Source organism: Pseudomonadota bacterium, from assembly GCA_010028905.1.
In the GTDB taxonomy this organism is placed as follows: Bacteria; Vulcanimicrobiota; Xenobia; order RGZZ01; family RGZZ01; genus RGZZ01.
The window spans coordinates 1-24446 of sequence record RGZZ01000004.1; the positions used below are offsets into that span (position 1 = coordinate 1).

Annotated in this window: 21 protein-coding genes; 7 read left to right on the forward strand and 14 right to left on the reverse strand. The window is 66.6% G+C overall.

The genetic code is table 11. The annotated features are described in order from the left end of the window. The coding region (locus EB084_00565; protein ID NDD26747.1) for a CPBP family intramembrane metalloprotease at positions 1-1013 on the forward strand (1013 nt) is incomplete at its 5' end. Between the two features lie 65 nt (positions 1014-1078). Next, complete coding sequence (locus EB084_00570; GenBank protein NDD26748.1) at positions 1079-2194, forward strand: XdhC/CoxI family protein; 1116 nt, start codon at positions 1079-1081, stop codon at positions 2192-2194. Here EB084_00570 and dacB read toward each other — a convergent pair. After that, positions 2191-3774 carry a D-alanyl-D-alanine carboxypeptidase/D-alanyl-D-alanine-endopeptidase gene (gene dacB, locus EB084_00575; protein NDD26749.1) on the reverse strand — a complete coding sequence of 528 codons (1584 nt, stop codon included), beginning with the start codon at positions 3772-3774 and terminating at the stop codon, positions 2191-2193. The two genes, EB084_00570 and dacB, sit on opposite strands and share 4 nt — an antisense overlap. Before the next feature lie 155 nt (positions 3775-3929). Between dacB and EB084_00580 the strand changes: the two genes are divergently transcribed. Both EB084_00580 and EB084_00585 read left to right on the forward strand, forming a co-directional pair. Next, the gene (locus tag EB084_00580) at positions 3930-4682 is read left to right on the forward strand and encodes a TrkA family potassium uptake protein (protein ID NDD26750.1); all 753 of its coding nucleotides are present in this window, start codon (positions 3930-3932) and stop codon (positions 4680-4682) included. Next, positions 4682-5353, forward strand: coding sequence for a TrkA family potassium uptake protein (locus EB084_00585; protein NDD26751.1), 672 nt, complete (start codon positions 4682-4684; stop codon positions 5351-5353). Before EB084_00580 ends, EB084_00585 begins: the two co-directional genes overlap by 1 nt. A gap of 3 nt (positions 5354-5356) precedes the next feature. Here EB084_00585 and EB084_00590 read toward each other — a convergent pair whose 3' ends face one another. From EB084_00590 to EB084_00610, 5 genes are read right to left on the reverse strand one after another with little or no spacing between them, the layout of a single operon-like run. Then, positions 5357-7600, reverse strand: a complete 2244-nt coding sequence (locus EB084_00590) for a hypothetical protein (GenBank protein NDD26752.1) — start codon at positions 7598-7600, stop codon at positions 5357-5359. Positions 7601-7647: 47 nt separating this feature from the next. Beyond that, the gene (gene rho / locus EB084_00595; protein NDD26753.1) at positions 7648-8919 is read right to left on the reverse strand and encodes a transcription termination factor Rho; all 1272 of its coding nucleotides are present in this window, start codon (positions 8917-8919) and stop codon (positions 7648-7650) included. Between the two features lie 37 nt (positions 8920-8956). Further along, positions 8957-10075, reverse strand: coding sequence for an ABC transporter permease (locus EB084_00600; protein ID NDD26754.1), 1119 nt, complete (start codon positions 10073-10075; stop codon positions 8957-8959). Positions 10076-10108: 33 nt separating this feature from the next. Further along, the gene (locus EB084_00605) at positions 10109-10690 is read right to left on the reverse strand and encodes a hypothetical protein (GenBank protein ID NDD26755.1); all 582 of its coding nucleotides are present in this window, start codon (positions 10688-10690) and stop codon (positions 10109-10111) included. Between the two features lie 33 nt (positions 10691-10723). Further along, on the reverse strand, positions 10724-12448 hold the full coding sequence (locus EB084_00610; GenBank protein ID NDD26756.1) for a glycosyltransferase family 2 protein: 1725 nt from the start codon (positions 12446-12448) through the stop codon (positions 10724-10726). Between EB084_00610 and EB084_00615 the strand changes: the two genes are divergently transcribed. Then, on the forward strand, positions 12333-13232 hold the full coding sequence (locus EB084_00615; protein NDD26757.1) for a polysaccharide deacetylase family protein: 900 nt from the start codon (positions 12333-12335) through the stop codon (positions 13230-13232). The genes EB084_00610 and EB084_00615 overlap by 116 nt on opposite strands. 13 nt (positions 13233-13245) lie before the next feature. Here the strand turns inward: EB084_00615 and ftsY are convergent, their stop codons facing one another. From ftsY to EB084_00640, 5 genes are all read right to left on the reverse strand, one after another. Further along, on the reverse strand, positions 13246-14313 hold the full coding sequence (gene ftsY, locus EB084_00620) for a signal recognition particle-docking protein FtsY (protein NDD26758.1): 1068 nt from the start codon (positions 14311-14313) through the stop codon (positions 13246-13248). Positions 14314-14419: 106 nt separating this feature from the next. Continuing rightward, a complete protein-coding gene (locus tag EB084_00625; protein ID NDD26759.1) occupies positions 14420-15247 on the reverse strand; it encodes a carbohydrate ABC transporter permease in 828 nt (275 codons plus the stop codon). After that, positions 15240-16121: a sugar ABC transporter permease gene (locus tag EB084_00630; GenBank protein NDD26760.1), complete on the reverse strand. Its 882-nt coding sequence runs from the start codon at positions 16119-16121 to the stop codon at positions 15240-15242. Before EB084_00630 ends, EB084_00625 begins: the two co-directional genes overlap by 8 nt. Before the next feature lie 41 nt (positions 16122-16162). Continuing rightward, positions 16163-17275, reverse strand: a complete 1113-nt coding sequence (locus EB084_00635; protein NDD26761.1) for a hypothetical protein — start codon at positions 17273-17275, stop codon at positions 16163-16165. Positions 17276-17470: 195 nt separating this feature from the next. After that, positions 17471-18247, reverse strand: coding sequence for a hypothetical protein (locus EB084_00640; protein NDD26762.1), 777 nt, complete (start codon positions 18245-18247; stop codon positions 17471-17473). A gap of 255 nt (positions 18248-18502) precedes the next feature. On the opposite strand from EB084_00640, the gene EB084_00645 reads away from it, so the two are divergent. Both EB084_00645 and EB084_00650 read left to right on the forward strand, forming a co-directional pair. Next, a complete protein-coding gene (locus EB084_00645; protein ID NDD26763.1) occupies positions 18503-20968 on the forward strand; it encodes a hypothetical protein in 2466 nt (821 codons plus the stop codon). 181 nt (positions 20969-21149) lie between these two features. Then, positions 21150-21545 carry a hypothetical protein gene (locus EB084_00650; protein ID NDD26764.1) on the forward strand — a complete coding sequence of 132 codons (396 nt, stop codon included), beginning with the start codon at positions 21150-21152 and terminating at the stop codon, positions 21543-21545. An 11-nt stretch (positions 21546-21556) separates the two neighbouring features. Here EB084_00650 and EB084_00655 read toward each other — a convergent pair whose 3' ends face one another. From EB084_00655 to EB084_00665, 3 genes are all read right to left on the reverse strand, one after another. After that, positions 21557-22831: an ABC transporter permease gene (locus EB084_00655; GenBank protein ID NDD26765.1), complete on the reverse strand. Its 1275-nt coding sequence runs from the start codon at positions 22829-22831 to the stop codon at positions 21557-21559. Next, complete coding sequence (locus EB084_00660; GenBank protein ID NDD26766.1) at positions 22828-23592, reverse strand: ABC transporter ATP-binding protein; 765 nt, start codon at positions 23590-23592, stop codon at positions 22828-22830. The genes EB084_00655 and EB084_00660 overlap by 4 nt, the downstream gene beginning before the upstream one ends. A 173-nt stretch (positions 23593-23765) precedes the next feature. Beyond that, positions 23766-24269, reverse strand: coding sequence for a hypothetical protein (locus tag EB084_00665; GenBank protein NDD26767.1), 504 nt, complete (start codon positions 24267-24269; stop codon positions 23766-23768). Positions 24270-24446 lie beyond the last annotated feature (177 nt).

Below are 24446 nucleotides of genomic sequence, written 5' to 3' on the forward strand. Positions count from 1 at the left end.
CAACCGCAAGGCCAACCCCTCCCCCCCTCTCTCCGGCACAGGTCGCCGAGTCGAAGAAGGCGCTCGAAGAGGTGGAAGGCTGGCAGGGGTTGGCAGCGCGTCTCGCGCTCGCCAGGCGTGGACACGACACCGCAGACGAAGCAGCCCTCGAAGCCGCGCTGCAATCGCAGGCCGTGGGAACCGCTGCCGTCCTCGGAATGGTGGCGCTGCTGTTCCTGGTCAACTTCAGCCTTGGCGTCATCGTGCTCTTCATCTGGCTCTTGAAAGGGCGCCAGTGGAACCTGGAGAGCACCCCCGCCGACCCCGCGTCGCCTTCCAGCGCCGCAGGGCTCGACCCCCTGGTGGGGTGGAGCATGCTCTGCGTGTTCCAGGTTGTCTCGGCCCTCGTGGGCACGCTGATCAGCACCTTCCTCGCCCATCAGGGAGAGAGCGTCGCCGCGCACGGCTCGGTTCTCGCCGTGGTCGGCGTGCAGATGATCATCTATGCCGTGATGCTCGCCCTCATGGGCTGGGCGGTCGGGTTCCGGTGGGAGACCATCGGACTGCACACGCGCCGGTTCGGCCGCAGCCTGCTGTGCGGACTCTGCCTCTACTGGGGCGCGTTTGTCGTTGTGCTGTGCGTGGGCTGGCTCATGACCCAGATCTTCCACACGCCGAGCGCCCAGAACAACCCTGTGTTCAAGGTCATCGAAGAGGCTTCGTCCCACCCTGGGCAGACGGTGGCGCTCCTCACGCTCGTGGCCGTGATGGGCCCCCTCTTCGAGGAGATCCTGTTCCGCGGCGTGATCTACACGTCGATGCGCAGCGTGCTGCCCGCCGCACTCGCCATTCCCCTGAACGGCTTGCTGTTCTCCGCGATACACGGCGACCTCAACACGCTGGTGCCCCTGGCCACCCTCGGCATGCTGCTGGCCTACGGCTTCGAGCGAACCCGCTCCCTGGCGACCTCTGGAATCTGCCACGGGCTCTGGAACGGCCAGACCTTCGTGCTCTTCATGCTGATGTTCTCCTGACGGGACCTTCGGGACCCACCCGAGAGACCCGCACCACCCTCTACCGATTGCCGCAGCGCCCTCCAATGGAGCAGAAAGACGTCTTCGAGAAGCTCTACACCCTCTCCGCCACGCATCGGCGCGTCGCCGTTGCCACGGTGGTGCGCGCCTATGGCTCGACGCCTCGACACGTGGGCGCGAAGATGGTCATTCTCGACGACGGCACGTTCTTCGGCACGGTGGGCGGTGGATGCGGCGAGGCCGAGGTCTGGCAGGAAGCCCGCGAGGTGCTCACACACGGCGAGGCGCGCGTGGTGACGGTCGATCTCACCGAGAACCCGGAAGACGGGGGCGAGAAGATCTGTGGCGGCCGCATGGACGTGTTCATCGATCTCTGGACAGACGAAGACCTGGGCACGGCGAAAGCGCTCATCTCCCATCTCGACGCCGGTCACGGGGTGGTGGTGTGCACCGCCATCGCAGGGCCGTCAGCACACCTTGGAAAGAAACGCTTCGCGTCAGACAGCGGCTGGAGCCTTGGGAGCCTGGGCTGCCCCCGACTCGACGCCGCGGTGACATCAGCAGCCCCTGCGCTCGTTCACGCCCGTCGCTCCATCGTTGCCTGTCTCGAGGGCGACGCGCTCCGATCGGCCGCCCGACACGAGCACGCTGGCGAGACCGAGCTGTTCGTCGAGGTTCTCGAACGCCCGCCGATGCTGGTCATCGCGGGTGCCGGACACTGTGCGCTGCCGCTTGCCCGCCTTGGAAGGATGCTGGGCTTCGAGGTGGTGATTCTCGATGACCGACCAGAGTGCGCCACATCAGAGCGATTCCCGGACGCGGCTCGCATCGTCGTGGGCGATCTGGGAGACGAGGTCGAGGCGCTTCACCTCGGCCCCAACGCCCACGTCGTGCTCGTGACCCGGGGGCACAAGCAGGATGAGGCGATCTTGCGGCGCATCGTCAACCGCGACCTCGCCTACATCGGCATGATCGGAAGCCGTCGACGCATCGGCGCCGTGTTCGCCGACATGGAGCGAGACGGGTACGATCCCTCACGCCTCGATCGCGTGCACTCCCCTATCGGTCTCGACATCGGCGCAGAGACGCCGGAAGAGATCGCGGTGAGCATCATGGGCGAGATCATCAAGACGCGACGCGGGGGAACAGGGCGCTCGATGACGTTGCGCCGACCTGGCTAGATCCGCTCTCCGATATCGGCCAGCACCTTCACGATGACGTCTTGCAGGCCCCGGATGGCGTCATTCGAGGTGTGGTGGTGGTTCACCAGTATGGAGAAGGCGATCTGCTGGCCGGCACGGGTCACCACATACCCGCTCAAGGTGCAGGTTCCGTCGATGGTGCCTGTCTTGGCGTACACGGGAAGCCCGACGAGACGACCGCAGAGCGTGCCTTCCTTGCCGCCGGCCGCGAGGGTCGACCTGAACACCTCGGCATCCGGTCGGCGGGCCATGCCTTCGAGCAGCTGAACGAACTGCCGAGGAGAGACGCGATTGAGCACGCTCAAACCGCAGCCGTCGGCGATCTCGAGCCCCGTGGTGTCGACGCCCATCTTTCCGAGCTGCTCCTTGATGGCGGCCGTGGAGTTGTCGAGGGTGCCCTTCCCGAGGCGATGGAACCCGATGGCCTTGAACACGTGGTCGGCAAAGAGATTGTCGCTGTGCTTGTTGATGCGCTTTAGAATCTTGAGCAGCGGCGCCGACTCGTGAAAGCCGTACCGCACGAGGCCGTCTGGCAGCGGAAGGTCGGTCTCTTCCACCAGGCGCATGGGCGCACCGAATTTCAGACCATCACGCTGCAGTATCGAGAGGAGCACTCCCGTCGTGTACTCACTGGGGTTGTGTATCGTGAGGCTCGTCTGCAGCGACTTCCCGGGCTTGAGGTTCTGCACGATGACGGTGCTGCTGTCGGTGGGGCGCGTGACGGTGAGACCGCCGCGGCTGCTCACCACGTGCTTGTACTTCAGCGTGGTGGTGGGCGGGTAGCTGCGAATCTTTCCGGGGCGGACGTCGAGGCTCATGACGTTGCCGTTGATGGAGAGGGCCGCCGTCTCGGCCGCGTAGTCGAGCATCAGGTAGCGCTTCAGCCAGCCCTTGCCGATGAAGTCGCGATCGAACGCCGAATCATCGCCCACCAGGGCGCCGGTGACCTGCTTGACCCCCTGCTTGCGAAGCTCGGCGGAAAACGCCTCGAAAGGTCCGGTAGCGGGCCGGGTCCAGGGCTCGACGAGGGTGGGATCGCCCGTGCCCCGCAGGTAGAGGTTCCCGTTCACGACGCCGGTGCCCTGATCGACAGGGGGGCCGAGGAGGTCTGTTGTGAATCGGTAGTCGGGCCCCAGACACGCCAGAGCCACGGCCGTGGTGACAAGCTTGAAGTTCGACGCCGGAATCATGGGAGCGTCGGCGTTGCGGGCGAACACCACGCGCCCGCTGTCGACCGCGCGAGCATAGACACCGACCTGCGAGCGTGACAGGCCGTCGTTCGCCAGGATGCGCGCGATGCGCAGCTTCGCGGTGGCCACCGGATCAGCATGCGCCGGCGCGCCCTGGGCGAGTGCCACGACACACGTCAGGAGAAGCCATATGTGCAGATATCGAGGGGTGAAGAAGGGGGTGCGCACGTGGCTTGCCTCCGATTTCAACGAACCCACGAGCAGGCGCGGGCCGTGAATATGTTTCAATTCTGATTCTCGCTCCACGGCGCCGTTCCTTCCCCTTGCAAGCGCCAGATCCCTGGCCACGAGGGGAGATGCGCCGTCCATGCGGGGGTCGCATCAGCCAATACGAGCGATCAGGTACGACGCTGGGAGCCCCCCCCTCCCCCAAGAGATCGGCTGCGCGTGGAAGGGTTCGCGAAGGCGAGGCGTGAAGCACAAGCCCGCCAAAGCGGTCGTCGGGGCACGTCACAGCGTGCCCGATCCGTGGTCAGGTGTGTGATCTGTCCACCAACAGGCGCCCCGCAAGAGAGGATTCATCGTTGCGTTCGAATCGCTGCGTCATCGTCGGCTGCGGCCGACAGGGAGCCCGCCTGGCACGACTGCTCGAAGCCGAGCGCTACCAGGTCTGCGTCATCGACCGGCAGCCCGCCGCCTTCCAGCGGCTGCAAGACTTCCACGGCCAGAAGCTGCTGGGGAACGGAACCGACGAAGACGTTCTGCAGCGCGCCGGCCTCGAAGACGCCTACGCCTTCGCGGCCGTGACGAACGGCGACAACACCAACCTCATGGCGGCCCAGATCGCGCGCGTCGTGTTCGAGGTCCCTCGGGTGGTCTGCCGCGTGTACGATCCCGCGCGCGCCGGCATCTACCATGATCTCGGCCTGAAGACCGTGTCGGCCACCACCGTGGGCGCGCGCATGATTCGCAATCTCATCATTCCGCCACGCATATTGCGAAACTACCAGCTGGGTGACGGCAGCGCCGTCGCGCTCGAGTTCAAGGTGGGCGACGCCGTCGACGGCAAGCAGGTCCAGGAGCTCGAGATCGAGGGCGCCTTCCGCATCAGCAGCGTGATCCACGACCAGGTTCCCCTGGTTCCCACCCCGACCCACATCGTCCGCGCGGGCGACAGCCTCTTCGGCGTCGTGACCGCCGACGCCATGGCCCAGGTCGCCGAGCTGCTCGACGTGCGCGACCACGCGGTCAATGTCCCTTCCAAAGGAGAGTACTGATGTTCATCCTCCTCGCCGGCGGCGGCAAGCTGGGCTACTACCTGGCCAAGGCCCTCATCCAATCGGGTCAGGAAGTCACCATCATCGAGAAGAAGGACTACAAGGTCGAGCGCATCAACAAGGAGCTCGGCAGCGTCGCCATGCACGGTGACGCATGTGACCCGTCGGTGCTCGCCGAAGCCGGGTGCGAACGCGCCGACATGGTGGTGGCCGTGACCGCCGATGACGAAGACAACCTCATCATCTGCCAGGTGGCCAAGAGCAAGTTCAAGGTCGACTTCTCCATCGCCCGCGTGGCCAATCCCCGGAACGAGGAGATCTTCAAGAAGCTAGGCGTTGACGCCCCCGTGAGCAGCACGGCGCTCATCTTCGCCGTCATCGAAGACGAGATCGCCCATCACGGCGTGATGACGTCGCTTGCCCTGCGCCGCTGCGGCGTGGAGATCATCGAGGCCCCCGTCACCCCCGAATCACCGGCGCACGGCAAGATGCTGCAGGAGCTGTCCCTTCCGCCTCACTGCACCATCGCCATGGTGCTGCGCGACAATGACACCATCGTGCCGAACGGGCAGACCCGCCTTCAAGACAAGGACGTGGTGATTGCGCTCGCCAAGCACGAGCAGTTCGCCGACATGCGCGATCTGCTCATGGGCCCTTCCTCCATCGGCTGAGGCCTACTCCCGCCAGGGATGCCCCTCCGCGTAGCGCGCGCGACGGCGCTCGATCTCACGCGCCAGCGCGTCCATGCCGCGCTCTCGCGCGATGCACGCGGCCTGGTGGGCGATATCGGTGGCTTGCGCGAGATCGCCCGACTCTGCCGCCACAGCCGCGGCTGTGTCAAGCACCTGCGGATCGTCCGCTCGGCTGAGCGTCCAGGCACGGCGCAAAGCCTCGCGTGCCGCCTTGGCGTCTCTGAGGTCGTCCTCCACCGCGGTGGCGAGGAGCCATGCCTCGTTGTTCACCGCCAGCGGGAATGCGGCATCTCTCGCCTGGGCCTTGCGATACAGGGTGAGCGCGGTTCTGCGGTCACCCAGCCTCGCCGAGAGAAGCCCCACGTCGTTGAGCACGATGGCCTTCGTGGTGCGTGCCGAGAGCGCGCGCCGCAGAGCCTCTCGCGCCTCCGGCTCGTGCTTGCTGTCGAGTGAGGCGATTCCGAGAAGCACCCAGCCCTCGGCGTCTTCAGGACGCATTGTCGTGAGACGTCGCGCGGTCTCGATGGCGTCGGCCGCGCGACCGCTGTCGAGGTAGGCGTGGGTGAGCAGCGTCAAGGGCTTCACGTCATTGGGCGCGAGCCTGCACGCACGCTCGAGCGGTCGAATGGCCTCGGCAGGGTGCCCCAGATCGAGGAGCAGGGCGCCCTCGTTGTTGAACGCGTCTGACAGGCTCATGTCGAGCCGCTGGGCCCACCGGTACTCGCGCAGCGCATCATCTGGGCGACGCAGCTGCATGAGGCAGATGCCGAGATCATTGTGGGCCGCCGCCCGTCGAGGCTCGACACGGGTTGCCGTGCGCATGGCCTTCTCTGCCTCCGGGTAGCGCTCGAGCGCCATGAGCGCCACCCCGAGGTTGTAGTGGGAGCCCGCGTCGTCTGGCCGCAGCTTCACGTGGGTCTCGAGAATGGGAATTGCGCTGGCAGGGTCACGCTCGGCGATGAGCGACGAACCGAGGTCGGCATAGGCCACCCACACATCCGGGTACTTCGCGATCACATCGCGCCAGCACGTGGTTCGCGAGGCCAGCGCGGCGCACCGCCCCTGATCGAGCCAGACCAGTCCCCCCAGCACCAGCCCCACCACGGCTGACCTCACCCAGCGCGGCGTCCACGTTCGTGTGATGGCGTGCGCAGCCGCCGCATACAGCCCCAGGAAACCGATGGCGCCGAGGTAGACGAAGTGATCTGCCACCCGCGAGTACCGCGAGAACGACATGGGCACGAAGCCGAGAACCGGCGCCAGCATGAGCAGGGCGTAGACGAACCCGATCAGCGGCAGCGAACCCAGGCGCGGCCGCGCCCGCCAGAGCCCGAAGGCCACACCGACGAGCAGCACGTCCGGGATCCACGCCACGAGCGTCGCCGGATCCGGTGTCGTGTACGGGTACACCATGCTCTGACGAAGCGGAAGCGCCAGCATGCGCGCGTAGAACAGCACGTTCCACCCCGCGGCCGCAAGCCTCACCGACCAGGGGTCGATGGGAATCTCCTCCACAGAGATGGAGTGGTACTTCTGGAACCAGAGCGTGGCCACGCCCATGAGGAGGCACAGCAGAAGATAGGGCGTGATGGTGACGGCGATGTCGCCCCACCCGCGTCCGCGGGTGCGCGCCAGCAGCGCAAAGACAAAGGGCAGGAAAATGCCGCTGGGCTTGCCCATGAGCGCCAGCAGGAACATCCCAAGGGAGACCGCCCACCAGAAGAATGCGCGCCGCTCTCCCGACGGCAGCTCGAGGGTGCGGATGAACGCGAGGGTGGAGGCCGCGTAGAAGGCCAGCGAGAGGGTGTTCTTCTGCTCGCTGATCCACTCCACCGACGTTCCCACCACCGGATGCACCGCGAAGAGCGCGGCCGTGAGTGCCGCCACGGGAACACGCAGGCGGCGCAGCACCGCGTAGACGAGCAGCACCGAGACGCTGTGCATCGCGATGTTCACGACGTGGTAGCCGGCAGCGTGATTGCCGAAGAAGCGGTACTGCAACCAGACCAGCGAGTAGGTCAGGGGAAAGTAGTCGACCACGGTCTCGCCGCGCCAGATGCGCGCGAGGCCGTCGGGAAGCCGAAGAACCAGGTTGTCGGTGACGATGACGCTGTCGTCCCACAGCATCCCGGACGTGCACGACGAGGCGTACGCCGCCACCACCAGACAGGTGAGCGCGATGGAGACAAAGGCAGCGGAGGGCTGCCCGTCTTCCGGTCCCGGCACCGCGTCTCGACCTGCGTCAGTGGTGGCCGACGGGTCGGTCGAGGGGGTCAGAAGCTCTTGCCGAACGACAGGGCCTCGCGCGTGATGGCGCGCAGGAAGGCGTCGTTCGACGGCGTCTTGCTGATCTGCTCGATGAGGATCTCGGTGACCTCGACCTCACCCAGCATGTCGAGCGCGCGCCGCAAGACCCAGATCTTCTTGAGGTCTTCCGGTTCGAGCAGCAGCTCTTCGTGGCGCGTGCCGCTCTTCTTGACGTCGAAGGCGGGGAAGATGCGCCGCTCCGCGAGGCGGCGGGAGAGGTCGAGCTCCATGTTGCCCGTGCCCTTGAACTCCTCGAAGATGACCTCGTCCATCTTGCTGCCCGTCTCCACGAGGCAGGTGGCCATGATGGTGAGGCTGCCCCCACCCTCGATGTTGCGGGCCGCACCGAAGAACCGCTTGGGCATGCGCAGCGCGGCCGTATCGAGACCACCGGAGAGGGTTCGACCGGTGGGCGGGGTGATGTTGTTGTAGGCACGCGACATTCGCGTGAGCGAGTCGAGCAGGATGACCACGTCCTGGCCCATCTCCACCTGCCGCTTCGCCTTCTCGAGAACGAGCTCAGACACGCGGGCGTGCTGCTCGGGAGGCTCATCGAAGGTCGACGAGATGACCTCGCCCTCGATGGAGCGCTCCATGTCGGTCACCTCTTCAGGGCGCTCGTCGATGAGGAGCGCGATGAGGTGGGTGTTCGGATTGTTCGTGGTGATGCCGTGCGCAATCTTCTTGAGCAGCACGGTCTTGCCCGCTTTGGGAGGAGCCACGATGAGCCCGCGCTGGCCCTTTCCGATAGGCGAGAAGAGATCGATGATGCGGGTCGAGAGCTCGTCCTTGACCGTCTCGAGGTTGAAGCGCACATTCGGGAAGATGGGGGTGAGGTTCTCGAAGTGCGGGCGACCGCGCACCAGTTCCGGGTCGACGGAGTTGATGGCCGAGAGCTTCACGAGGCCGTAGTACTTCTCCCCGCTCTTGGGGGTACGAACATAGCCGGAGATGAGATCGCCCATGCGCAGGCCGTGACGCTTCACCTGCGTCATCGAGACATAGATGTCGGTGTTGCCCGGCAGATACGACTTGCCGCGAAGAAAACCGTAGCCCTCGGGGAGAATCTCGAGAACTCCCGTGGCAAACGTCAGGCCCTGCGAGTCAGCCCGTGACTCGTAGATCTTGTGCAGGAGCTCCTGCGCCTTCATCCGATCGGCCCCGGCGACTCCCAGGTCGTGGGCGATCTCGATGAGCTCGGAGCGCGGCTGACGCTCCAGTTCGGCGATGCTTTCCATTGGCTTCCTTTCTATGGCACCTGTAGTAGACCGATCTCTACTCGCGCTCGGGACGTCTGGCAAGCGTGACCCACGAGGCACACGCGCAGAGCAGCGCGCATGCGACGAGGAGCCCCGTAGCCTTCCAGGCCGACTCGAGCCCCCCCGACTCGACCAGGGTCTGCTGCAGCCCCTCCACCAACCAGTGGCCGGGCGTGAGCCTCACCCACGCGGGACGCGCTGCCTGGCTTCCCAGAACAGTCGGAAGGAACACGAGCATGAACACCACGGGGAGGCCGGCATTGGCCGCCGCGAGGTTGGGGAACAGGCCTCCCATCCATAGGCCGAAGGCAACGGCGAATGCGCTGCCGGCGGCCATGACAACCAGGACACCCGAGAGTGGCGGATGGAGCAGACCGCAGAGACCGATGGTCGCAACCGCCGCCGCCAGGGAGAGGCCCCAGACGACGATGGCCTTGCCCAGCAGCACCCCTGCGGGGGATGCTCCCGTGACACGTATGGCGCGCATCGTTCCACGCTCCCGCTCTTCAACGAGAGATGTGGCAGCGATGCCGAACCCCATGAGCAGCTCGAACACGATGAAACCCATCACCCACTGGGCCCGCATCGCACCCGCGGCCTCTGGCCCGACAGGTTCGAGGGAGAGCGAGACGGGGCTGCGCTGGCCGGCGCGCACGCGCAGCATCTCGGTCAATGCGGCAACGGCGGCAGCCACGTGGGGAGGGGAATCACGACGTACGAGCACCGAGACCTGAGGCTGCGCCTCCGAACCCAGGCGTTCGTCGAAGTCTCTGGGCAGGATGAGCGCCAGATCGACAGTGCGGGTCTCCACGCGCTCACGGGCTTCACGCGTATCAGCAACCTCTGACACATCGAACGCACCCGTGAGCGTGAGAAGCGCGCGGGTCTTCTCATCAGAGCCACGAAGCACCGTGACCCGGACGATACCAGAATGCCGTACCCTCTCCATCACGTGCACGAACACGAGAGCCAGGAAGACGGGCGCCAGCAGACTGACGATGAGGGTGCGATTTCGTCGCAGATCGGCAAGTTCCTTCAAGACGACGGCCCTGACGACGTTCGAGAGACGCGGGGCGGTTGGCTCCGCCCCGAGGTCAACCCTTTCCACGGCACCCGTGGAGGAGTGACGTTGCACACTGGCTGAGACAGACCTTGCCTGGGGCGATCACTACGGCTGGATTTCGGCTTTCGGCAGCTTCTTCTTCACAAACTCGCGGGCCTCGTGGAAGGAGGCGTCGTCGCCAACCGTGATGTCGACGATGTAGACGGTAGCCATCTTCTTCACCTTCTCCTCCTGCACAGAGAGGTTGACCACCACGGTCTTCGTGACCGCAGAAACCCGCGCCTGCGCGGCGGCGGTCGTCGTAAAGGTCTCCTTGAGGCGGATCAGGCAGGTGGTGTCGCCCTTGACGACTGTGGAGGGGAACCCCCCCATCTGCAGGGCACGGGCGATTCCGGCCGTGCGCTCGGGCTCCATCTCGAGGCCCGCGATGTAACGCCCCGTCGGAACGAGGGCTTCGGTCTTCGACGAGCTGACGACCGCCGTCTGGATGAACTTCTCTTTCTTGAGGGCCCCCACGAGACCGTCAGCGGCACTCTTGTCGAGAACTCGCACGTGCAGCGTGGGCGCGACCGCGGCGGTCGTGTTGGTCGCCCCAGCACGACCCGCCATCACGAGGAGCAGGCCGTTGACGGTGATGCCGATGAAGAGCACGAACAGGCTCAGACGACGGGCGATGGTGAGAACCAACTGCAGGCACCTCTTCCGAACATAGGGTTCGGGTCAGTCGACGACCTCGGCCAGGGGCAAGGACATGGACGGTACGTGAGCGACAGAGACCCGAGGCTGGTCGCCGCGGTGCTCGGTCTTGTCCCAGCGGATGCCATCGAGGTTCTTGAGGCAGTTGACGAACCCCAGGGGCACCGCGAGAACCCAGATGAAGTTGTAGGCCCAGTACAGCACGACGCGCGTCACGGTTCGCGGCACCGAGAGCTGCTGCATCGTGAGGATGCCAAGGAAGGTGACGGCGAAGAACACGCCGGAGGCGGAGGCGAACAGCCACCACGGCACCGAGTTCGTCAGCGGGGTTCCGCTGGCATAGCCGATGCCGAGAGCCAGGTACGCCACCAGCATCCACATCGGGATGAGGCACCGCACAAGACTGGTGAAGCCGTCGAAGCGCTTGAAGAGAGGCATCGGGCGCGTCAGCATGGGCCAGGAGTAGTCGAACAGGCACTTGATGAAGCCCTCCGACCACCGCACGCGCTGACGCAGCAAGGCGTGCCCGTGGGAGACCGCTTCCTGCCAGAGCACGGCTTCGCCACAGTAGCGGACGCTGTACCCGTTCATGAGGAGGCGCAGGGTGAGGTCGAGGTCTTCGGTGGCGGAGAGCTCGTTCCAGCCCCCTACCTCTTCGACAGCCGTGCGACGGGTGAGCTGACCGTTGCCGCCGAGGCCGGTCATGCCGTTCAAGACGTCTTTCGAGCTCTGCGCCAGGTGAGCCAGAACCGAGAACTCGTCTTCCTGGGCGAGGGTCAGGAGATTCTCTTGAGCATTGTAGATGCGTACGCGCCCCTGCACACCGCCCACCTCGGGATCGATCATGCAGGGCACGCTCTTGATCAGGAAGTTCGATTCAACGCGGGTATCGGCGTCGAACACGGCAATGACCTCGCCGCGGCTCGCGCGCAAGCCGTGGTTGAGCACGGCTGACTTGCCCTTTGCGCACTCCGGCGGCTTGCGCTCGACGATCTTGAGCAAGGGGAGCTCGCGCTGCAGCGACTGGAGGATCGCCAGCGTGTCGTCGGTAGAGCCGTCGTCGACGACCACGACCTCGAAGTTCGGCTTGCCCTTCTTGCGGTAGTTCATCTGGCACAGCGAGCGGACCGTGGCCTCGATGACCTCCTGCTCGTTGTGCGCCGCGATGAGGCACGATACGAACGGACGGTAGCAGTCGCTCTTCAGGGCGCCCTTGCGGCTGCGGTCGCCCAGACCGGCGAAGAGCATGATGCCGCTGAGGATGGTGAAGATGCCGATGGTGATGTGAAGCCAGTCGATCTGCCCGAAGGCGATGGCGGAGGCGAGCGTGGCGACGAGCGCGCAGATGATCAGGGCAGATCCCCACGTCCAGGCCTTCACGTCGTCACTCCTCACGTCTCGGATTCGCACCCCAGGCTGGTCGTGGCCAGGGCGCTTGGCGGTCTCAGCCCCCCCTGCGGCTGCACGGGGGGGACAGAATGCGCGGGGGGCAGGTTCAACGTGAACGAGAACTTTCCTGCCTCTCCCCTGCCGCTCTTGCCCAGGGAGAGGTGAGGGCGAAACCGCTTCCAGGAACTGCCCGCCCCCGCATCGAACCTCGCACGGCCGCATTCCCGATCGACCTGGAAGGCCCATGACAGAGACACCCGACCCGACACCTCCTTCCCCCCGGCCGCTCATCGCGCGCCTGCTCGGCAGCCTGGGCAGGGTGCTGCTCGGGTGCATCATCGTGGCCGCCGCAGGCTTCATGACCCTGGCCACGGCCAAGCTGTACGTGCACGCCCGCCGTCAGGTGGTGCCGCTCATCGTGACGCCTGGCATCCCCTACGCGCACACCGTGTCTCCCCCGCTCGACCGCGTGATCCGGCGCATGAAGGAGATGGTGTGGATTCGCATGGGGTGGACGCCGAACACCACGCCGAAGGCCATCGCGTTCACCTTTGACGACGGCCCCTACGCCCAGCTCACCCCGCAGCTGCTCGACCTGCTGAAACGCCACCAGGTCAAGGCCACGTTCTTCATTGAAGGCAAGGACGCCCAGATGCACCCCGAGCTCGTGCGGCGCATCGCTGACGACGGCCACGAGCTCGGCAACCACTCGTTCACCCATGCCTCGCTGGTCGGGCTCGACGAGGTGGGCATCGCGCGAGAGCTGAACGAGACCGACAGGCTCATCCGGCGGCTCACGGGCATCGCCACCCCCATCATGCGCCCGCCCGGCGGCCGTCTCGACCGCTCGCGCTGCGCATTCGTGCAGAAGCTCGGCTACACCGTGGTCAACGACAACGACAACCCGGGCGACTACCGCGAGAGCGAGCCATCACGGCTCTACGACTTCATCTTGATGCACTCGAGCCGCTGCGCCATCATCTGCCTGCACTCCGGTCGCCTGGTGACGATACGCGCGCTCCCCACCATCATCGACGCCTATCGCAAGAAGGGCTACCAGTTCGTGACGATCTCCGAGCTGGCAAAGCTCGAGGGCATCGCCATCCCTCCCCTCCCCGCGAACATCTCGTCGACGGGGCACTGACCCCCAGGGCGCGTCACTCGGTGGCGAACAAGGCGTCGAGGAAGGCGGCGGGGTCGAACGGCCTCAGGTCTTCGACCGACTCGCCGACCCCGATGAACTTCACGGGAATCTTGAGCTCATCGGCGATGGCCAGCACGATGCCGCCCTTCGCTGTGCCATCGAGCTTGGCCAGCACGATGCCGGTGACATCGACCGCGGCGCTGAAGGTGCGGGCCTGGGCCAGCGCGTTCTGTCCGTTGGTGGCCACGAGCAGCACCTCGTGCGGGGCGTCCGGGATCTGGCGCTGCATGACGCGGCGCACCTTCTTGAGCTCTTCCATGAGGTTGGCCTTCGAGTGCAGGCGACCCGCCGTGTCGACGATGACGAGGTCGGCTTCGCGCGCCTTGCCGGCCGCCAGCGTGTCGAACGCCACAGCCGCCGGATCGCTGCCTTCGGCGTGACGCACAAGCTCGACCCCGGTGCGCTCGGCCCACACGGCCAGCTGATCGATGGCGGCGGCGCGAAAGGTGTCAGCCGCCCCGAGAACAACCTTCTGGCCGGCGTTCTTGAGCTGCCACGACAGCTTGCCGATGGTGGTGGTCTTGCCCGCGCCGTTGACCCCCACCACCATCACCACGGTCGGCCCCGACGGGGCAGCGAGCAGCCCTCCGCCAGACGACGCGAGCATCGACGCCAGCTCGGCCTTGAGCACCTCGGTGAGCTGCTCCGGCTCGGTGAGCCCGCGCTCCTTGACCACCGCGCGCATGGCGTCGATGATCTTGAGGCTGGTCTGCACGCCCACGTCGGCGGTGATGAGAATCTCTTCGAGCTCTTCCCAGAACTTCTCGTCGATGCGCTTGTGCAGGCGAAAGAGGGTCTGCACGCTCGACACGAAGCCCTCGCGGGTCTTCTTGAGCCCATCGCGCAGGCGCGTCATCGAGGGGCCGATGATGGCCACCTCGGTGACGTCCTTGTTCAGCTCTTGCCACACGCGCTTCAGCAGACTCGGCTTCTCCGGCTCTGCGGCGGTCTCCACGGCGATGGGGGCGGGGGGCGCCGGCTCGGCGGCCTCCTGGGCCGCAGCCTCTTCCTGCTTCTTCAGGCGCCCGCGCAGCTTGTCTGCAAAACGATCGAACACGACAACCTCCTGGTCGATGAGACCCACGATTGAGAACTCGTCTCAGAGACGATCAGGCCTGTCTCAAAGCCTATTTCACAGCGCCGGCCGTGATCCCCTTGATGAATGCGCGCTGCATGAGCACGAACAAGACGATGACGGGGATCATCGACAGCACGGAGCCCGCGGCAATCTTGGCAAACGACTTGTCAAATACCTCCGCCATGAACTCCAACCCCACGGCGAGCGGGTAGCGCTCCTGGTGCTTCAGAACGACGAGCGGCCAGACGAATGCGTTCCAGTACCCCACGAACGAGAACAGCCCGAGGGTGGCCAGCGAAGGCAGGGAGAGCGGCACCAGCACCCGCCACCATATCACGACATCGCTTGCCCCGTCGAGACGCGCGGCCTCGTCGAGCTCCTTGGGAACCGTCAGGTACGCCTGGCGCATGAGGAAGATGCCGAAGACGCTCACGGCGCTGGGCAGCACCACAGCCGCGTAGGTGTCGAACAGGCCGAGGGCGCGGATGGTGGTGAAGTTCACGATCATGCCGGCCTGCACGGGCAGCATCATCGTGGCCAGCAGCAGCCCCGAGACCACGCCCTTTCCACGAAACTCGAGCCGCGCCAGCGGATAGGCCGCAAGCGACGCGAGCACAAGCTCGAGAGCCACCCCGGACACGCAGATGACCAGCGTGTTCATGAAGAGGTGCATCTCTGTGAACGTGCGCCAGACATCGCCATAGAAGCGCAACGTCGGGTTCACGTGGCCGTCGCGAAGCGCCTGCAGGGCGCTGCCCTCGGTGATCGACGCCAGCGCCAGGTAGGCGAACGGTCCAACCATGATCAGCGAGAGCGCCATCAGCACCGCGTAGGCCACGATACGACGACCGACGGGCCCCTTGGGACGGCTATCCATACGACTGCAGCCCCCCTTCGCGGAAGTACCGCAGGTTCACGTACGAGATGACCCCCACGAAGAGTCCCAGCACCAGGGCGAGCGCGGCCGCGTAACCCATCGAGTAGTCGGTGAAGGCCACCTCGAAGATGTAGTAGCCGAGGGTGGTGGTGGCGTGCTCAGGCCCGCCCCGGGTCATGACGTAGATCTCGGTGAAGACCTTGAACGCCGCGATGCACGAGACGATGCTGCAGAGCGCCAGCGTGGGGCGCAGCAGGGGAACTGTCACGCGGAAGAAGACCTGCACGGGCGAAGCGCCGTCGATGCGCGCGGCTTCCTCGAACTCGGGCGGAATCGCCTGCAGCCCTGCGAGGTAGAGCAGCACATAGTACCCCAGACCCTGCCACACCGTCACGAACATCACCGACCAGAGCGCCAGATGACCATCGGTGAGCCAGCCCACCCGCCGCGGAAGAACGCCCAGCACGTCGACCAGCAGCGTGTTGAGCAGCCCGTCGCTCTGGTACACCCAGTGCCACGCGATGCCCACCACAACCACCGAGGTGATCACCGGAACGTACATCGCCGCGCGTATGAAGGTGAGGCCGCGCAGACGCTGGTTCAGCACGACCGCGAGCGCCATGGCGAGCAGCTGCAGCACCGGCACCACCAGCAGGTAGCGCACCGAGTTCAGCAGCGCGATGTGGAAGTAGCGGTCGTGCGACATCTCGACGAAGTTGGCCATGCCGACGAAACGCGGCGCAAGGAGCCGGCCCTGCGCATCGTGGGCCAGCAGGCTCCAGTCGCAGAACGCCAGCCAGATGCCGTAGATGAACGGATAGAACGTGAACAGCCCCAGCACGATGAGCGAGGGGGCGAGAAAGAGCCAGGCCACGCGGCCGGAGCGCTCCACGTTCGATGCCGGCCCGCCGTCGATCAGGCCGGCTGGGCTTCTTTGTCAGCGCCCGGCATGGGCGCCAGCCACGCCTCACCCGACTTGAAGATGGCGTCGAGCCGAGCCAGATCAGATGCCTGCGGCAGCGCCTCGAGCAGATGACGGGCGTAGGCTTCATCAGAGAGCCGCTCGCCGGACACCGAGTACGGCTGATCGGCGTGCTCGCCGATGCGGCGATTGAACCGCAGATCCGGCACCACGAGCTCAGGCGTTCCGGGCGCGGCTGCACGGTTGATCTGATCGATGAGCCCCTGCACCTCGCGATAGTAGGCCATGCGCGACAGGTCGTTGAGGGTGCTGCGGTCGACCGACTCGATGTCGGGCTGCGCGTGCTCGCGATAGCGCCCCTTCAGCCCCCACACGTAGGTCCACACCGCGGTGCTCGAGTTGTCCTTGCCGAAGAGATCGAGCGCGGTGGGCAGCCACTTGTTGAGGTACTTCTGCATGATGTCGATGGGAATCACGCCCGCCTGCATGATGCGCTTCAGCCCGAGGTGACCGGTGCGCAGGTGGTACGATTCCTCGCCCAGCATGTAGGCCGTGCTGCGCGCCATGGGAGCGAACCCGCAGCGGGTGAGCATCTCGAGCTGGAACTTGCCGTCGCGGTCGACCAGCTCGGTGTAGTAGAAGAAGTCGATCCAGTGATCCATGGGCTCGTTGAACGCCCAGAGCAGGCGGCGGTTCGAGCGTGTGCCGCTCATGGCCACCGAGCGGCGCTCGAGCAGCTTCTGCGCCTCGCGCTTGCCGTCGTCGCCGAAGTACTGCACCAGCAGGTAGGCCATCTGCCAGCCGTGACGCCCCTCCTCGCGAATCACCCGCACCAGCGACTGCAGGTCTTCACGCGTTGGAGCCGACTCGATGAGGCCGCGCTGCTGCTCAGAAGAGGCGAACTCGGTGTCGCCCTGAAAGCGGATGAGCTCCATGAGCGAGTCGCGGGCGTTCTGCGTGGGAATCTGCAGAACCGTCTCCCACTTCGGGCTGCCCTTCCAGTCGCCGAACTCGATCTCGTTCGACTTGATGTCGTCGAAGCCGACGTGAAACTCGTACGGCTCGAGTGCGCTGCCAGACCTTGAAGTAGTCGGTCCAGTCGTCAAACGTCTTGATTCTCATCGGTGCAGCACCATCCATGCGTGTCTCGCGCCATGCGGAGACGATTCGGCGCCCGAGGCGGGCTTCACAGAAGCGGCGCGGGCGGTTCCTGGGCGCACACTTCCTCGGAGCGCAGGCGATTCCTCTTGGCCGCGCGAGGCGCGCAGACGGGCGCTGCAGCAGGGCGCGTGGCGCGCCGACTACTTCGGCGTGGTGCGTGCCGTCCCGGGCAAGCGCTCGACCGACGCAGGCGTGAGCGGCGCCTGGGGCTCACCTACGTCGCCCACCAGCACCTCGGCCCAGTTCGCAACCTGATCTGCCACCTCGTACCAGACGTCTTCCTGCGTTCGACCGCTGCGCTTGAGAATCTTGAACGAGTGGTCGGCGTCATCGATGGTGGACAGCGCAGATCGCCTCACCTTTTTCACGGCCGCCTGCAGCTGGGGAAGCGGCGCAAGCGCGTCGCGCGTGCCGGAAACGAAGAGCGTGGGCGCAGCGATGCTGGGCAGATGCTTGTCGCGAACCCGATCCGGTCGCCCGGGCGCGTGCAGGGGATAGGCCAGCAGGATGAGCCCCATCGCCATGTGCGGGTTGCCCGCCACGAGGTGCGATGCCATGCGCCCGCCCATCGAGCGGCCGCCCATGAGCAGGCGCCCCGGCTTCAGCGTTTCGTGGTTGCGCAGGAAGTCGACCGCGCTGCGCACGGTGGCCTCGAGCAGCGGCTCTCGATCCGGGGTCTTGCGCCCCTTCTCTCTGTAGGGAAAGTTGAAGCCCAGTGTGAGAAAGCCACGCCCCACGAGATAGCTCTGCACGTAGGTGAGCAGCGGGTCATCGAACCCACCGCCGGCCCCGTGAGCGAGCACGACCGCGCTGGTGTGCCCCGCGCGGAACCCGCGCGGAATCTTCACGATGGCGCTGACCTCATCGACCACGGTTCCGCGGTCGATGACAGGGAGGCGGGGGCGCTGGATCTTCATGGCGCACTGATTCCTCCGCGCACCCGCTGATCCTTCCGGATCAGCGGGTCGGAACGCACCGTTTTCAGACGCCGACGCGCGTGCCGGGACACGCTGATGACGGGCCCGCGCGGAAGGAGAGCGGCGCGCCCGTTCGAATCCTTGGCCGACTGCACAGGCCGGCATCGCATCGACGAGACCGACCTCTCGGCCTCGACCTCGCGCGAAGCCGGTATGCGACACGCGGTCACGAGCACCAAGGAGGCAGCAACACACATGCGCATGGGCATTCTGGTCGGGGGTGGCCCGGCCCCCGGCATCAACGGCGTCATCAGCGCCGCCACCATCGAGGCGATCAATCGCGGCTTCGAGGTCGCGGGCATCTACGACGGCTTCCAGTGGCTGATGAAGGGCGACACCTCCCACGTCTCTCCGCTGGGCATCCGCGACGTCTCGCGCATCCACTTCAGCGGCGGGTCGATTCTGCGCACCTCCCGGGCCAATCCCACCCGCGACCCAAAGGCCCTCGAGACCGTGGTGAAGTCGCTCACCGATCTCGGCATCACGCACCTGGTCACCATCGGCGGCGATGATACGGCCTTCAGCTCGCGCCGGGTGCTCGAGACGAGCGAAGGGCGCATCCGCGTTGCCCACGTGCCGAAGACCATCGACAACGATCTGCCCCTCGACGGCGGCTACTCGACGTTCGGATTCCAGACCGCCCGCCACGTGGGAACCCGCACGGTCGAGGCCATCATGACCGACGCCCAGACCACGAGCCGCTGGTACTTCCTCGTCGCCATGGGCCGAAACGCCGGCCATCTCGCGCTGGGCATCGGCGTCTCGGCGGGCGCCACGCTGAGCCTCATCCCCGAAGAGTTCAGCCAGCGCCCGGTGAGCTTCGACCACCTCTGCGCCATCATCGAGGGCTCCATCATCAAGCGCCTGGCCATGGGGCGCTCTGACGGCTGCTGCATCCTCGCAGAGGGGCTGGCCGAGATTCTCGACCCCGCGTCGCTGCCCGAGATCGAGGGGGCCGAGCGCGACGAGCACGGGCATCTCCGGCTAGCGGAGATCCGCCTGGGCGAGCTGGTGAAGGAGCGGGTGCGCGCCCGCCTCAAGGCGCGGGGCATCGCGCTCACCATCGTCGACAAGGACATCGGCTACGAGCTGCGCTGCGCGGCCCCCATCCCGTTCGATCAAGAGTACACCCGAGAGCTCGGGTACGGCGTTGTGAAGTTCCTCGCCGGCGGCGGCAGCGGTGCCATGATCACGCGCCAGGGCGACCGCCTGGTTCCCGTGGCCTTCAGCGACATCATGGACCCCACCACCGGTCGCACCCGCATCCGCTATGTCGACACCCGCGCCGAGGTCTTCGAGGTGGCCCGCCACTACATGATACGCCTCGGACCCGCTGACCTCGAGACCCCGGCCACCCTCGAATCGCTTGCCGAAGCCGCGCGCATGACGCCGGAGGATTTCCGTAAAGAGTTCGAATCGGTGGCGCGCGACGCGCAGGCGTGGATGCAATCGCTGCCGCCCGATCGCCGTCGCGCCCTCGAGGCGCGCCATCTGCACGATGACGCGTCGATCGCGCAGAGCGGCCTCGAGGCGGTTCACGCGGCTGACGCAGTGAAGGATGTCGCCACCTTCGGCGCGCACACGGCCTCGAAGCACGAAGGGGTGGCGGGTGCCGCGGCTGAGCTGGTCACCCTGGGCTCTTATGGTCTCACGCGCGACGCGGGCCTCGATCTGGGGCGGGCGAGCGCGTACGCCGAGCAGGGTGAGCGCCTCCGGCGCGCTGGAGCCGCCGTCGACGCGGGCACATTTGACGCCGAGGCCCGGCGCCTGGGCGTGAGCGGTGGGGTGAAGCTCGGGCTGGGTGCAGTCAATCTGGCTGTGCTCAAGGGCGCGGGCACGCGCGCTGCCGAAGGCGCCGCATCACGTGGGTCTGCCGCATCGGTCGCCGCGGCAGACGGCGCGGGTGCGCAGGGCATCTTCAACACCGCGATAGTGATGGCGCAGCGGCAGCTCGCCCTGCGCTCGATCCCGTGGGTGGTGCACGAGAACCCGGGGTACCGCATGTTCACGCGCGGAACGATGTCTGACCTCCTGCGGGAGTCAGAGGCGCTGGGCACGCACTTCAGTCAATTCGAGGGAGCCGCAGGGGTCCCCGTAACGGTGACCGTTCACGGGAATGCGTCACAGGCGGAGCTGGCCGTTCTGGGGAAGGCCATCAACGCGGCGCCGCCCGCGGCCCGCGCGCACATGCGCGAGATCCACCTCTCTCGCGAGCTGGGGTTCGGTGAGCGCGCCGACGGGCAGCTCACCACGGTGCAGGGGTTGAGTGATGGCAAGCACATCGTCATCAACCGCGACGTGCTTCTCGAGGCATCAGAGCGCGATCGCAGCCTTCTCTACCACGAAGCCGGTCACGTGCTCGACGCGGGGGGTCGACATTCGTCTCGAGGACCCTGGGGCAGAGGGGCGTCGGTGACACGGTATGGCGCCACCAATGCGGCCGAAGACTTTGCGGAGACCCATGCGAAGGTCTTGCTCGAGCACCAGCGGCTCAAAGACCTGAAGTGGTATCAGTGGCTCGTGGAAGATCACGCCGCCAAGAAGGCCGAGATCCTGCGGTTGTACGGCATCGATACCAAGGCCCCGCAGGCCCGCGACCTCGTGATTCCCGCCATGGTGACCGCCGCGGGGATCGCCTGGTACGGTGGAGGCGAGCCGTGAGGTCGCCAGGCCCTGGGTGAGCGGGGTGTCGGGGTGACCGGCGGGAGGCGACGGGTCGGCGCCGCGGGCAGAGGGGGAGGCGCGCGCATGCGTGGCGAACGATGCCAGCCCGCAGCGCCGCGCGTCGTCTGACGCCTGCCGCGCACGGCGTGGCATCTCATGCTCAGGAGCCCCAACACCCATGTCTGACGCCTCTTCCCAGAGCGCCTCGAAGGAGTACCGCCCGCTCAAGGAGCGGTTCAACCGTCGCGGATTCGACTACCGTCTCGTCAAGCGCTCCGAGGAGGTCGCCATGTACGAGCAGTGGGCCGACGATCGCCTGCACGCGTGGGAGGTGTTCCGCGTGCAGCGCAACGACGCGCGCACCATCGGCGGCAAGACGGTGGCGGCCAGTGAGTCGCCGCCCAGTGACGAGCAGTGGGGGCGCAAGGGCTGGACGCTGCTCTCGCGCGAAGCCGCCGAGGCGCGCTACGAGGCCGCCCACGCCGCCCTCGAAGAGGTGAGCGGCGAAGAGGGCGAGGGCGTCGACGAGATCGACGAGCCCGAAGAGGCCCTCGACGAGGAAGAGACCGCCTGAGGGCCTTCGCCCTACCGCTCGCGCAGCACGCTGGCGGGCTCTAGCCCAGCCGCCTGCTGCGCGGGGATGAGGCCCGCCGCCAGGCTTGCCGCCAGGCCGAAGCCGAGGCCGGCCAGCAGGTGCAGGGGGGTCATGGCGACCACGCGCTCGCCGCCCTCGAGCAGGCCGGGCACCCAGTGCCCCACGGCGGAATTCACCGCCCAGGTCATGGCCAGGGCCACCGCGCCTCCGGCGACACCGCCGGTGAGCCCTACCACGCCCGCGCGCATGAGGTACAGGGCCCGCACCTGACCGCGGGAAGCGCCGACGGCGCGGAACAGGCCGATCTCGCCAGCCTCGTCTTTCACCATGAGGGCCAGGCCGTTGCCGATGCCCGTTCCCGCAACCACCAGCACCAGCCCCGCGAACATTGACAGCATCAGCGTGATGGCGCGGATGACGGCGGTGACGCTGCGGGCCTTCTCCTGCTGCGGAGCGGTGAGGCCGAGGGCACGAATGCCTTCGGCCACGGCCGGCAGGTAGGACGGGCTCTTCAACAAGATGGTGAGGCTGGAGGCGGGCGGCAGCGTGAGCCCCGCGCCCTGGGCCTTGAGCATCTGATCGAATCGGGGGGCGTAGCCCAGCGGAATCGAGGGGCCGCCCACGAACACGCGGGGTGAGATGCCCACGATCTCGCAGCGCATCGAGACGTTGGGGCCGACCTTGAAGCTGCTGCTGCCCAGGTTGAGGGTGAAGTGGCGCCCGATGATCACGCTCGGATTGATGGCCGGGAGCCCCGTGTTCACGGTGAAGCCCATGTTGAGGACATCGATCATGGCCGAGGGCAGAACCACGGGCACCGGATCGGCTTCGGAGCGCAACGTGAACGCGCCGGGCGTGGCGATGTCGGCCTCCACCAGCTGCGGGTCGACCGCTTCGACGAGCACGTCGGTGTAGAACGCCTTGCCGTTGTACTCGGCATTGATGTGCGAGGGCAGGGGGATGCGCACGCGCCGATAGACCGCCTTCACCCCTGACAGGGTCGAGACGCGGGCGATCATGGCGTCATCGAGGGCGGGGCCGCTGGTGATCTGCAGGGGGCCGACCCCCGTTGTCTGTGGCTCCACAACCAGCTGGTCGGGCAGCACGCCGAGAACCTTGCGCAGCACGATGGACTCGACACCGCTGCTCAGCGCCAATATGAGCGCCAGGGCCGCCACGCCCACGGCCACGCCCACCGAGAGAAGCACGGTGCGTCCCGGGGCGGCCCAGGCGTCTCGCCAGGCGAGGCTTCGCAGCGCAGTCACGGCGTGGCCTCGGGCGTGGCCGATGGCAGGGGCGATATGGCGCGCGTGTGCGACGCGGCGCCTCCTTCCAGCAATCGCCCCTCGCGCATCTCGAGCAGGCGACCTGCGGCCTCGAGGAGCAGCGCATCGTGCGAGACGGCGAGGATGGTGACGCCCTGGTCGCGATTGATGGCCCGCAGCAGATCGACGATCTCGCGCCCCGTTCCGGCGTCGAGGTTCCCCACGGGCTCGTCGGCCAGCAGCAGCGAGGGGTTGCGAACCAGGGCGCGGGCGATGGCGACGCGCTGGCGCTGCCCGCCGGAGAGGGTCGAGACGGGGCGGTCGGCGAGCGGGGCGAGCCCGACCTGCTCGAGGCGCCTGCGCGCCAGATCAGCCGCGCTTGCTTCGCCGCTCGGGGCGAACACGAGCGGCAGCAGGACGTTCTCGAGGGCGGTGCGGCGTGGATTGAGGTGGAACGACTGGAAGATGAACCCCACGCGCTCGCGCCGATGGCGATCGAGCTCGGCCTCGGTTGCGTTCGACATGTCGACGCCGTCGATGACGAGGCGACCGGTCGTGGGGCGGTCGAGCCCTCCCAGCAAAGTCAGCAGGGTTGACTTGCCCGAACCGGAAGGGCCGACGACCGCGACGAATTCGCCGCGTTCCACCGTGAAGGTGGCGTCTGCGAGGGCCGGGCGGCGCGTGCTCGCGCCTTCGACGCTCTCGTCTGTGGAGCGCGATGCGCCTTCGGAGAAGGTGCGGCAGAGATGGGAGCACTCGATGAGGGGCAGGGGAGGCCTCCGTGAGAACGCAGATGGGGCGTGGAACACGCGTTCCACGCCCCATCTGTTCTGCCTGCGCTGGAGCCGTCCCTCCACGGGTGTCGTTCCGGCCGCACTGCACGACGCACCTTGTTTGCGCGCCACAGCGCTTGCGCTGGCGGGCTTCGCCCGACTCACCCCACCAGATCGTGGAGCACGCGGTGGCCGTGATCCTGGAGGATCTTGCCGTCTCGCTTGTACATCTGGAAGGTGTCGCCCACCGCGTCTCCCGGGTGGCCATCGGCGAGATCGCTGACAGCGTCGCCCGCGCCAGACAGGTGGTTGCCGATCAGGTGCCCTGCTGTGCGCAGCGGTTCGGTGCCAAGTTTCACGGTGCTGCCCAGGGTCTCGGCCTGGCCACCGACGATGCCGCCGACGTGGTCGATCTGGTGCGTTGCACCTTCGGCCAGGTTGTTGACCTGCTCGTTGATGCCGTGGGCGGCGTCCTTCACGAACGCCTTGGGGTTCAGGGTCACCACGTCCTTGAGCAGGTTGAGGTCGGTGTGAACGGCCGTGCTCACGACCTTGCCGGCCACCTTGAGGGGCTCGGTCACCAGACCTGCGGCGTTGGACAGCGTCTTCCCGATTCCACCCAGAATGCTCATGTGTCTCTCCTCATCACCATCTGTCTCGAGCATCCTTCTCACGTGGCGACGATGAAAGTACACGGTCGATTTGTGAACGATGTGTGAAGGATGTTTCCGCGATGTTAACGTTCTGCGCGAGCCCCGCAGCGCTCGGGGAAAGGGGCGCTCTGGTCGCTCTTGTTGGAGGGGGGGGCACGAGGATTCCCGTGGGCCGAAGCGAACCTCACC

What these genes read in the sequence shown, in the direction of transcription:
- EB084_00570 (NDD26748.1), top strand. Translation starts at nt 1,079, where the DNA reads ATGGAGCAGAAAGACGTCTTCGAGAAGCTCTACACCCTCTCCGCCACG.
- dacB (NDD26749.1), bottom strand. Translation starts at nt 3,774, where the DNA reads ATGGACGGCGCATCTCCCCTCGTGGCCAGGGATCTGGCGCTTGCAAGG.
- EB084_00585 (NDD26751.1), top strand. Translation starts at nt 4,682, where the DNA reads ATGTTCATCCTCCTCGCCGGCGGCGGCAAGCTGGGCTACTACCTGGCC.
- rho (NDD26753.1), bottom strand. Translation starts at nt 8,919, where the DNA reads ATGGAAAGCATCGCCGAACTGGAGCGTCAGCCGCGCTCCGAGCTCATC.
- EB084_00615 (NDD26757.1), top strand. Translation starts at nt 12,333, where the DNA reads ATGACAGAGACACCCGACCCGACACCTCCTTCCCCCCGGCCGCTCATC.
- EB084_00610 (NDD26756.1), bottom strand. Translation starts at nt 12,448, where the DNA reads ATGAAGCCTGCGGCGGCCACGATGATGCACCCGAGCAGCACCCTGCCC.
- EB084_00625 (NDD26759.1), bottom strand. Translation starts at nt 15,247, where the DNA reads ATGGATAGCCGTCCCAAGGGGCCCGTCGGTCGTCGTATCGTGGCCTAC.
- EB084_00640 (NDD26762.1), bottom strand. Translation starts at nt 18,247, where the DNA reads ATGAAGATCCAGCGCCCCCGCCTCCCTGTCATCGACCGCGGAACCGTG.
- EB084_00645 (NDD26763.1), top strand. Translation starts at nt 18,503, where the DNA reads ATGCGCATGGGCATTCTGGTCGGGGGTGGCCCGGCCCCCGGCATCAAC.
- EB084_00650 (NDD26764.1), top strand. Translation starts at nt 21,150, where the DNA reads ATGTCTGACGCCTCTTCCCAGAGCGCCTCGAAGGAGTACCGCCCGCTC.
- EB084_00665 (NDD26767.1), bottom strand. Translation starts at nt 24,269, where the DNA reads ATGCTCGAGACAGATGGTGATGAGGAGAGACACATGAGCATTCTGGGT.